At 64.8% G+C, this 9,136-nt stretch carries 10 protein-coding genes and 1 pseudogene; 4 read left to right on the top strand and 7 right to left on the bottom strand.

The window, feature by feature from the left end:
* Positions 1 to 204: 204 nt before the first annotated feature.
* From ACO2RV_RS24640 to ACO2RV_RS24630, 3 genes are all read right to left on the bottom strand, one after another.
* Entirely contained in the window at positions 205 to 3,126 is a 2,922-nt protein-coding gene (locus ACO2RV_RS24640) for a TrlF family AAA-like ATPase (protein WP_423296846.1), read from the bottom strand.
* 93 nt (positions 3,127 to 3,219) lie between these two features.
* On the bottom strand, positions 3,220 to 4,089 hold the full coding sequence (locus tag ACO2RV_RS24635; RefSeq protein ID WP_423296843.1) for a nucleotidyl transferase AbiEii/AbiGii toxin family protein: 870 nt from the start codon (positions 4,087 to 4,089) through the stop codon (positions 3,220 to 3,222).
* A complete protein-coding gene (locus ACO2RV_RS24630; RefSeq protein WP_423296842.1) occupies positions 4,077 to 5,153 on the bottom strand; it encodes a type IV toxin-antitoxin system AbiEi family antitoxin in 1,077 nt (358 codons plus the stop codon). The genes ACO2RV_RS24635 and ACO2RV_RS24630 overlap by 13 nt, the downstream gene beginning before the upstream one ends.
* 295 nt (positions 5,154 to 5,448) lie before the next feature.
* Here ACO2RV_RS24630 and ACO2RV_RS24625 point away from each other — a divergent pair, with 295 nt between their 5' ends.
* The 3 genes from ACO2RV_RS24625 to ACO2RV_RS24615 all read left to right on the top strand — a co-directional run bounded on the left by ACO2RV_RS24625 (position 5,449) and on the right by ACO2RV_RS24615 (position 6,423).
* Entirely contained in the window at positions 5,449 to 5,613 is a 165-nt protein-coding gene (locus ACO2RV_RS24625) for a hypothetical protein (RefSeq protein ID WP_423296841.1), read from the top strand.
* A gap of 130 nt (positions 5,614 to 5,743) precedes the next feature.
* The gene (locus tag ACO2RV_RS24620) at positions 5,744 to 6,013 is read left to right on the top strand and encodes a type II toxin-antitoxin system prevent-host-death family antitoxin (protein ID WP_423296840.1); all 270 of its coding nucleotides are present in this window, start codon (positions 5,744 to 5,746) and stop codon (positions 6,011 to 6,013) included.
* Positions 6,010 to 6,423, top strand: coding sequence for a hypothetical protein (locus tag ACO2RV_RS24615; protein WP_423296839.1), 414 nt, complete (start codon positions 6,010 to 6,012; stop codon positions 6,421 to 6,423). The genes ACO2RV_RS24620 and ACO2RV_RS24615 overlap by 4 nt, the downstream gene beginning before the upstream one ends.
* Here the strand turns inward: ACO2RV_RS24615 and ACO2RV_RS24610 are convergent.
* Positions 6,407 to 6,613: a WGR domain-containing protein gene (locus tag ACO2RV_RS24610; RefSeq protein ID WP_423296845.1), complete on the bottom strand. Its 207-nt coding sequence runs from the start codon at positions 6,611 to 6,613 to the stop codon at positions 6,407 to 6,409. The genes ACO2RV_RS24615 and ACO2RV_RS24610 overlap by 17 nt on opposite strands.
* A 140-nt stretch (positions 6,614 to 6,753) precedes the next feature.
* Positions 6,754 to 6,882, bottom strand: a pseudogene (locus ACO2RV_RS24605) (thermonuclease family protein); the annotation flags it as partial.
* Positions 6,883 to 6,986: 104 nt separating this feature from the next.
* Between ACO2RV_RS24605 and ACO2RV_RS24600 the strand changes: the two are divergent.
* Entirely contained in the window at positions 6,987 to 7,196 is a 210-nt protein-coding gene (locus ACO2RV_RS24600; protein WP_423296844.1) for an RES family NAD+ phosphorylase, read from the top strand.
* Between the two features lie 26 nt (positions 7,197 to 7,222).
* Here ACO2RV_RS24600 and scpB read toward each other — a convergent pair whose 3' ends face one another.
* Both scpB and ACO2RV_RS24590 read right to left on the bottom strand, forming a co-directional pair.
* On the bottom strand, positions 7,223 to 7,912 hold the full coding sequence (gene scpB / locus ACO2RV_RS24595) for an SMC-Scp complex subunit ScpB (RefSeq protein WP_423296838.1): 690 nt from the start codon (positions 7,910 to 7,912) through the stop codon (positions 7,223 to 7,225).
* Positions 7,913 to 7,914: 2 nt separating this feature from the next.
* The gene (locus ACO2RV_RS24590; RefSeq protein WP_423296837.1) at positions 7,915 to 8,868 is read right to left on the bottom strand and encodes a DUF1403 family protein; all 954 of its coding nucleotides are present in this window, start codon (positions 8,866 to 8,868) and stop codon (positions 7,915 to 7,917) included.
* Positions 8,869 to 9,136 lie beyond the last annotated feature (268 nt).

The following is a 9,136-nucleotide window of genomic DNA, read 5'->3' as shown; positions in this document are numbered from 1 at the left end:
GACCTCCGCCACCATTGACCCCACTGCCGCTGCGCCACACCAACGCTCCGCGGCAGTGGGGTCAATGCCCCAGCCCGGGGTCAATATTCGGCGCCGATATGGGGTCAAGTTTCCATGCCGATTGACACACCCGCTTCATGAAAGTGCTTTCAAACCAATGCGTGTGGCGCCGACGTGTGCGAAATGACCGGTATGTCGGCCGAGCTACCGTTCGAGACTGACCCGCAGCCGCCGGGCGCGTTCCTTGAAAGCCGCTTTGCCGCCTTCGAGAATGTCGCAGACGAGCTTTCGCATTTCCGCATCCTCCAGGCCGCCGGATTGATAGGTGATCGGCGGCAGATCGCCTGGGCTGTGCGGTCCTGCGGTTGCAACGATGATCTGGTCGGCGTCCGTGTTGATGACTAGATTGGCGTTGTGGGTGACCATGATGACCTGCCGCTTGCCCTTGGCCGCGACGAACAAGCTGACGAGTTCATCGAAGATCGACTTGGGATCGAGGTTCTCCTCCGGTTGATCGATGATCAGTGGGCTGTGATCGCTTTCGTCAAGCGCCAGGTAGAGGAGAAGCAGGACGATCCCTCGCGAGCCAGGCGAGAGCTTTGTGATGTCGGTTCCCTCGTAGTCGATGCTGTAGGAGATCTGGATATGATCGGTGCTGAAGAGCCATTTGGCGAAGCGCATCAGCCAGTTCCGATGTCCGGCCTGGTCGTTCGCCGGCACGTTAGCCACGGCGAGCAGCTCATCCTGCCAGGCGTCCGTGAAATGCTGGATGGCCTCGTCGATCGCCTCGATGTCACCGCTCTCCCATGCCTTGCGAAGGTTGGTGCTGGCCCATTGTTCGAGGGACCCCTTTCCCTTGAAGTCGCCCGCGCGCCGCAGGTCAAAGAGCTTTTCCCCCAGCGAGGCCCACTGTTTGATGTCGGCATGCCGGCTGGCTGAGAAGGAGAGCTTGCGCAGGGTGCCTTGGGCTGCCTGCAGGCGATCGACCAGCGGCTGATACAAGTCGCGCAGGACCTGCTCCTCGGCAATGATCGACTCGAACACGCGAAGATAGGTCTCCCGCCGGCGCGTGCTGAGTTCTTCCATGCGCGCCGCAGCCCCTTCGCAATCGGCAAGCGTCACACGCGTTGCCTCGATCTGGGTGTTCTCTTCGGCGATGCGCTTGACCAGGCCGGCAAACTTCTTGGCGGTCTCGGTGTCGATATTGATCAGGGCCTGGAGCCGCGCCGCCTCCGCCTCGATCACGGCCAGCGGGGTCTTCTCCGGATCGGCGTTGTCGGCAAGATAGGAGCGATTGGGATCGGTCAGAGGGGCCGGCACCGTCCCGCGCCAGCTCGCCGCTGCCTTTCGGGCTGTCTCGAGTTTTGCAGAGAGTGCGGCGTCGACATCACCGCGATACTCGAGCAGGAACGCTTGCCAGTCCGCATCCCCCAAGCGCGCGGCCACGAAGCTCGACTTGGTCTGGCGCAGTGCCTCCGGCGCCTTGTTCTGGCGAAAGGCTTTCACCTCGTCCTGGAGGGAGAGAAGCGAGCTCTCCTGGTTGGCGAAGTGCCGGAGGTAGGAGCGGACCTTTTCCGCGGCGTTGGCAATGACGGTCAGCCGGTCGGCCCGCGCTTCCGTGCCTTTCACGATGAGCTTGTCGCGATCTGCTGCCAGGCCCTTGACGGCTTGCTCCTTCTGGGCAAGCTGCTGCTTAAGCCCCGAGACCTGCCGCCGTTTTTCCCGCTCCTGCCCGATATTGTCGGACAGGGTGCCGATCGCCTCTTCCTCGCGTTGACGCGCGAGACGGTGCCGGTTTGCGCGCAGGTCCAGCAGCTGGTCGAACCGAAACGTCCCTTCCTTTTCGGGATGGGCTTCGAAGATCATCCGTTCGATTTCGCGCAGCAGCGCGTCGGTCATCCCGTCGGCCGAGCAGAGCTCCTCGACGAACTTCTGCGAGAGGTAGCGCGCGTGGGGAAACCGGCCATCGAAGTCGGCATCATATTCATAGTCGAGCAGTTCGCGCTCGGACGGCTCGCCAGTGCCCCAGTCCAGCCGGACGCTGACCCCGTCGAGGAGATCCCCTGCCCGCACCAGGAAAGAGGCGGAGCTGAGATGCTCCGAGGCTGCGTCACACCCGGCCGCGATGGCGTCGACAAGCGCCGTCTTTCCCGAACCTCGCGCGCCGATGATGGCAACGAGGCCGGGATTGAGCTCGACGCTCGGCGTTGCCGCCCAGGACGCGTCCTGGATCGTCACGCGGGAGATGACCTGAGATGGCGTGGCACGGATCGGAGGCGCGGCACCGACAAAGGCGCGCCCAGCGGGATCGATCACCGCCTGGCGCAGCGCGTCAAAATGGGCGCCACCTTTGACCCAGGAATAGCGATTGCCATCGGGAACTCCGACCTTTGCCGTCTCATGGGCGTCGCTGCCGTGCAGGCACGGCTTGAGCGCGCCGTAGCGAGCGCGGATCTCCTGCGGCGTCGCACTGTCCTTGCGTCCCAGCCAGAAATCGCGCTGGCTGGCGCCGCTGGCGAAAATGACGTGCGCGAACCGTTCGACCTCCTGGCGCTGCGCGCCTTCGGATTCACCGCGCATCCCCGAGGTCCCGTCATGCTCGCTGCCGGCGACAGCGACGAGAATGTTGGCTTTGGCCCAATCGATCGCCCGGTAGAGCTCGGCCAGCTGTTCGAAGCTGACCTTGAATTGCGTCGCGCCGCGCGCCAGTGCCGCCCGGCCGGAGAGACTGGCGTCGACCTTCAAGCCGAGCCGCGTCAGCTCGTCAGGGGTGCACGCGAACCGGTCCCCGGAATATTCGAAGGTCAGTTGCGCCAGGAAGCGCTGGGCGGCTCCCACATGGTCAGGATCCTCCGGGTTGACCAGGAGATGGCAGTTCACCCAGTTGCCCTTGACGGTTCCGAAGCCAAGGCGGAGCTCCACGTTCGGAAAGACGAGGTCGACGCCCGCGAGCCGCCCATCGCGATGCTTCGCGTCGCGGACACGCTCATAGGTATCGAGCAGATAGTAGTCGGTCACGCCCAGCGCGCGAATGGCAGGCGCGGCTGCCTCGATCTTGGCGAGATACTGTTCAAAGCTGTCGGTGCCTTTGAACTGATCGTTGAGCACCGTGCCGGGGGCGTGAATATGGGGCTCCCATCAAAGCCACCGCGAGCCTGAATTCCCCAATCTTCCCCCCAATCATTGTCGCTTCGACGAAGTCGCTGCATTCCGGTTGCGCTATTGTCGCAGACTGAGAGCTCGCAGCCAGGCGTCGATCTGCCCGAAGGCGTCCTGTTGCCACTGCTCGGGCGTGCGACCGTCGAGGATGGCTGTTTCGGCCACGAATTTGCGGACGCTGGTCGGGCCGTAACCTTCTGGGACATCGAACTTGTCGGCGATGAACTTGTAGCCCTGAGCGCCGCTTTGGTGCTCAAGCAGTGGCTTGCAGACTTCTGCCAGGGACTCGATCCCGTTGGGATAGTTGCGGATGCAGTAGTAGATGTCGTAGGCGTCCTTCTGCTTGTGCCGACCGTTGAGGGCGTGGCCTTTCATCGCCAGCAAGGCGGGAATCGAGCACACCGCGACTTCAACGCGATTGGTGCCGCCTTCCGGCATGTCGCCGGAGATGGCGACGAGCTGATAGAACCGCAGGGCCAAGTCCGCTCCATCGGCTCGCTGGACGGCAAAGTCACTCAGGATCGGCGGATTGTTCTTCACGATCTCCGCATGTCGCGGCATGAGGAAATCAACGACGATGTTGATGGACGCGCCTCCGTCATCGACAGGCACCTCGCGGACGAGCTGGAAGCGCCGGAGTTCCTCGCGCTGCTTGTAGCCTTGGCCCATGAGGGCCTCGACGAGGGTGACATACTCACCATCACCCAACGCCTCCGCATCTAGGCCGAGGTCGACATCGAGTGTACCGACATGCGGCATATCCTCGTTGTCGAGAAGGAGCCAGGGGACCGCGCCCCCGATCACGACGAACTTGCCCTTGAAGCTGCCGAGGATCTGGCCGATCTCGATCAGCACGCCTTTCACGGCTTTCGTGGTGCGGTCCTCGTAGTCCAATGCGGACTGGGGTTCAGGCGGCACTATGTTCGCCATGCGAGCAGCTCCTGGCGCAGGTGGTCCGCAGCTTCAGCCCCGCGTTCCCCGGCGACGGCAAGGTCGAGATAGGTCTGAACCGGGCTGGTACAGAAGATGCCGGGCGCGGACTCGACGGCATCCTGGAAAAGCCCGTAATCCTTCGGCACTGTCACGACGACATTGGCGCCCGAGCGGACAGTGGAGAGTTTCAGGGCGGTACGCAGGGCGGCGAGCCCGCCGGCATCCGCATAGAAATACTGAGCCGGAACCCTCCCGTAGGGAGCGAGCCAATGCGCCGCCGAAAACGAAGCAAGGATGGCCCTGGCAGCATCCGGCCCAGCCTGCAGGACGTCGCGCAGGGCGGCCTCCAGAGATTGACCATGGAGGGTCGTGTAGAATTCCGCGCGCTCGCCATGGGGCGCCTCATATGCTTCGCGCCAGGCGTCGAGGAGACCGTCTGGCTGCGACAGCCGAAGGCCGTCATCGGTAACCTCGGCCCATTCGCGATCCACGAGCTCACCGCGAACATTGCTGACATGACCAAGGCTTACATCGGAAACCTGCGCGAGATCGGCGACTTTCCATGCGCGAGCCGGATCGCGCAGCAGGACTCGCAGCACCTGCGCGGATTTCGGCTTGAATATGGATTTCAGGCTGCGCTGGACGACGGCCGGCTTCACATCGACCTGCCGCTCGATGAACACCGTGTCGAATGCGATCCGCGCGTTGCCGACGAGATCGACGAAGCCCACATCGAACTCGCGGCATAACGCCTGTGCTTCCGGAGACAGATAGGGTGCGATGAAGACAGGTATCGCCGGCGGGTCGAACCCTCCCGCAGCCCTCTGAAGTTCGAGGAGAGCGGCCCGCACGTGCCGCGGCTGCCCGACTGACTTGACCTCGCAAACCAGGAGCCGTTCGTGCCCATCGAGGCTCAGCGTGGCCAAGAGATCAAACTTGTAGCTGGGTGGTGTGGGTTCCAGCTTCTCGATCCGGATGACCGGCACGTTTTTCAGCAGCGCCCGGACAGCGTCCGCCGCCCGGTTTTCTAGTTCGTTCACGCTCTCGGTGGGTTTCAGCATCTGCTGAAAGTAATTTTTTATTGAAATTCGTCAAGAGATTTCATTGGAATTGGGGCTTTCAGCATTTGCTGAACGGCCCCCTTACCCCGGGTCCTGCCGCAGCCCTACCCACGCAAGCAGGATTGAAACGGCCTCAGGCTGAGACGGCCACAATCACGCGTCCGTCGCAAGGGCAAAATGCTGCACATTTCCGCTCCCCCACTCGCCGGCTCCGCCGATCGCTTCGCGCTCCTTCACCCCTCCGGCCCGCCATGACCGCCCGCGTCGTCTTTCACCAACATCAAGGAGACGACCCATGTCGATCGATCAGCACATCGAGGAACTGCGCGCCGAACTGCGGAACGCCGTCGACGCCGTGGAGCGCCGCGAGATCGAGGCTGAGCTGGAGACGGCTCTCGCGGCGCGCGAGCTCATCTGGACCGAGCTGGAGGGCCTGCTGAGCGGCGAGCCTCCCTTCTAGGGAGGCTTTCGCCATGTCGCGCTGTCCGAAGCGCCGCCGGTCCGGCAACGGCGCTTCGGACGAACCGTCGTTGCACAGTTGCTGTGAATGCTGTATATGACAGCAAAGGCAGCAATTACAGGAGGCCGCCATGCCGCGTTCAGGTGGGTCCTATTCCACGAGCGAGCTTTCCCGGAAGTCCGGCGATATCATCGCCGAGGCGCTGCGCCGGCCGGTGACGATCACCCAGCGCAACAAGCCGCGCCTCGTGCTCCTCAACATCGAGGACTATGAGCGGCTGATGCGCCAGTCGGACGCGCGTTCGGCGGGGACCATCGAGACGATGCCCGACAGCCTTCTCGCAGAGTTCGAGAACGCCGTCGACGCCTATGCGCGGGAGGATGAGGCCGGAAAGTCATGAGCTTCGACGACATCCAGACCGCGACCGTCATCCGCTATCCCTATCTGTGGGCGCGGCAGGCCCGCGCCGGCGAGACCGAGGGCCGCAAGGACCGGCCGGTCGCCGTCGGCGTGCGCATCGTCCGACCGGACGGTGATCTGGTGCTCTTCTTTCCGATCACCACCAAGGAACCGGAAGCATCACGATTCTTTGCCGAGATCCCGGCCATCGAAAAGCGGCGTGCCGGGCTGGACACCGATCTGCGCCTCTGGATCATCCTCGACGAATTCAACACCGATCTTGTCGGTCGGTCCTTCTATCTCGAGCCCGAGCCGCCGATCGGCCGCTTCAGCAAGGCCTTCTTCCTGCCGCTGCTGCGCGAGTTCGTCGCCCGCCGGAAAGCCTTCACCGAGGTCAGCCGTTTCCGTTGACGCCGGCGTCGCCATAGCCGCGACGTCGTTTCGTCCGGGCAAGGCGCGAGAATGCGCCTACAGCCTCCTCAGGCTGATCGAAGGTCTCCATCATCGACTGGCCGTTCGTCCCGATCCTGCCCCAGTTCCGGATGACCGTTGCCCCGCCGAACAGCGTCGGCTGGATCGCGAGCGTATAGAACCGCCGCATGTTCAAAGAGGGATCGACACGGCGCAATCGAAGGGGGCGGCTTGCGTATTCGGCATGGATGGAGTCTCGCGTCCCGCGCAGGTCCCGTCCAACGACTTCCCTGAATCGATCCGTCCCGACCGATTCACCGCGGTGATGGATCAGTTGCACCAGCTCCACCGGTCGTTGCCCCATCGGCGCGCAAGACCTTCCCGCACAAGTACAGCACCGATCAAACGACCCTGCCGCGTCACCACACGAAGCTTCCGGCCATATTGGTCTTCGTCGCGCCGGGTACACGGTGACGCTCGGCGAGGTCGCGGATCTCTCCCAGCGCTACGATCCGGACGTCTGGGATTAGGCTTGGAAAGACTGGGATTGCGCGTGGCGCCGCATTGCCCGCATCGACGGAAAAGTTCCCCCATCCTGGAAGTTCGCCGATCGCGTGATCACCGCCGGGCTTCGCGGCCTCCTGTTCCCGTCACTTCGCCACGCCGGCGGCAGCAACCTGGTGATCTTTCCGGCCAATCTGCTCGCTGACGAAACGGTCATGGTCCACGATCCCGATCATCGGCTGCCGAAGGACCAATCGTCGTGGTCGTAGGCTTCTTCGGGACATAGCAGGAGCGCTCAGCTCTCCTCGTCGGCCACGACCTCCTCGTCGAGGTCCTCGTCGCCTTCTTCGTCCATGATCCCGAGCGGGATATCCCCCGCCAGCAGCATCTCCTTGCTGAGCAGGCCGGCATCCTCGAGCGCCTCCATGTCCGGCAGATCGCGCAACGTGTCGAAGCCGAAATGCGCCAGGAATCCCTTGGTGGTGACATAGGTGTAGGGCGCCCCCGGCTGCGGGCTGCGCGGGCCAGCGGCGATGAAGCCGAGCGCGCGCAGATAGCCGACCGTGTCGCGGCTGACCTGCTTACCGATCATGCCGCCGAGTTCGCCGCGCGTCACCGGCTGATGGTAGGCGATGCAGGCGAGCACCAGCATCTCGGCCTGGGAGAGCTGGATCGGCGCCGGCGTCGAGCCGAAGGCGGCCTGGATCGCCTCGGCGTAGCGCGGCCGTGAACGCAACTGCCAGCCGCCGGCGACCGAGACCAGGTCGTAGGCGCGACCGCGCAAGGCCTCGCGGATATCGTCGATGACAAGTTCGATGCTGCAGGCGCGGCCGACCACGCGGGCAAGGATGTCGCGCTCGACCGGGCCCGGCGCGGCGAAGATCACCGCCTCGACGCGCGCCACCCATTCGCGCCAGCGCAGCTCTGGCGGAAGCTCAGCGAGCTCGGTGTCGAGAACTCCCTCCGCGCGTCGCCGGCGTGCCATGGCTACAATCCGTAGAGCCGGAAGCTCGGCCGGCCGCTGAGCTCGCGCACCGCCTCGAACGCGTGCAGGCGCGCGAACAGCCGCCGCGCCGCCCAGCGCGACAGTGCCGGCGTCGCAAGCGTGCCCGGCACCGCGTCATCCTCGAGCAGAATCCGGATCGCCTCCCCTGCCCCCTTGGTCCGCAGCTTTGGCGTCGTCGCCGCGAGGCGCCGGGCGCGGAGGGCAATCTCGCCGGCGAGCCGGCAGGCCTCAGTCCCGCCCGCCGCGGCCGCGACGCAGGCCGCGCCCGCAAACCCCTCCTCTCCCGGCCGCAGGCGCCGGCGGCCCGGGCCGCCGCGCAGCGCCGGCGCATGCATCTGCGTCGCCAGGATCGGCACGGCGAAGGGCCAGCGCATGCGCGCGGCGAGCGCCAGATCGGCGCACCACCAGGCCAGGGCCTCCGCCGACGCACCGATCGCCGCGACCTCGCCCGCCACAGTCGCGGCGACCAGCGGCGCCGGCCGGCTCGCGCGCGCCTGCTCGGCGACGAGCGCGGGGATCGCGGCAAGCCCGTCGCTCCAGGCAAGGCCGAGCAGGCTGGCGACCGAGCGCAGGCCGTCGCCATCGATCGCCGGCGAGCGTGACGCGAGCCGGCGCCACGCCGCCAGAATGTTCCCGGCGGGTCCGGGATCGGCACCGGCGGGGCGCAGGTGCCAGGCGTCGCGCAGTGCCGCCTCGTCCTCGCGATGGCCGAGCAGGCGGGCCGCGCTCGCGGCTGCTTTCAAGGCGAGGCGCTGGCGCCAGGCGCCGGCCCAGGGTGGCTCAATGCGCACCAAATTATCCAGTGAATTCAACACTGCCCCGGCCATGAAGGCGGCCTCAACCGGGTCGGCGATCTGCGCACGCGGCACCGCCCAGCCGGGCACGGTCGGGGCCGCAGCGGATGCAAGCAGGGTCGACTCGGCCAGAAAATCCATCCATCAAACTTAACCGGAATGTGCGGTTATGACCACTAGTGCAGCCAAGAACCGCACTGCCCGTCGTCGAATAATAACATCCGATAATGTTGCATTATCGGTCGTTCTTCTCCTTATATAGAAGGAGAGCGGATTCGGGCGCTGTCAGCAGACCGGAATTCGTGAGACTCGGCCGCCGTCGAGCCGTTTTTTAAAGCGGTTTTCGTGAGACAGCCTGCCAGATCCAGAGCTGGGCGCGTTGCTAACAGACTGAAATCGTTGGTCTCCA

Source organism: Ancylobacter sp. VNQ12 (assembly GCF_049445835.1).
GTDB lineage: Bacteria > Pseudomonadota > Alphaproteobacteria > Rhizobiales > Xanthobacteraceae > Ancylobacter.
Note: the sequence above shows the minus strand (reverse complement) of the source record. Positions and strands in the feature narration are given on the sequence as shown.

Bases quoted from the DNA above. Each gene is read 5' to 3' on its own strand.
- ACO2RV_RS24635 (WP_423296843.1), bottom strand. From the start codon at position 4,089: ATGGCGAACATAGTGCCGCCTGAACCCCAGTCCGCATTGGACTACGAG.
- ACO2RV_RS24630 (WP_423296842.1), bottom strand. From the start codon at position 5,153: ATGCTGAAACCCACCGAGAGCGTGAACGAACTAGAAAACCGGGCGGCG.
- ACO2RV_RS24625 (WP_423296841.1), top strand. From the start codon at position 5,449: ATGTCGATCGATCAGCACATCGAGGAACTGCGCGCCGAACTGCGGAAC.
- ACO2RV_RS24620 (WP_423296840.1), top strand. From the start codon at position 5,744: ATGCCGCGTTCAGGTGGGTCCTATTCCACGAGCGAGCTTTCCCGGAAG.
- ACO2RV_RS24615 (WP_423296839.1), top strand. From the start codon at position 6,010: ATGAGCTTCGACGACATCCAGACCGCGACCGTCATCCGCTATCCCTAT.
- ACO2RV_RS24610 (WP_423296845.1), bottom strand. From the start codon at position 6,613: ATGCGGCGGTTCTATACGCTCGCGATCCAGCCGACGCTGTTCGGCGGG.
- scpB (WP_423296838.1), bottom strand. From the start codon at position 7,912: ATGGCACGCCGGCGACGCGCGGAGGGAGTTCTCGACACCGAGCTCGCT.
- ACO2RV_RS24590 (WP_423296837.1), bottom strand. From the start codon at position 8,868: ATGGATTTTCTGGCCGAGTCGACCCTGCTTGCATCCGCTGCGGCCCCG.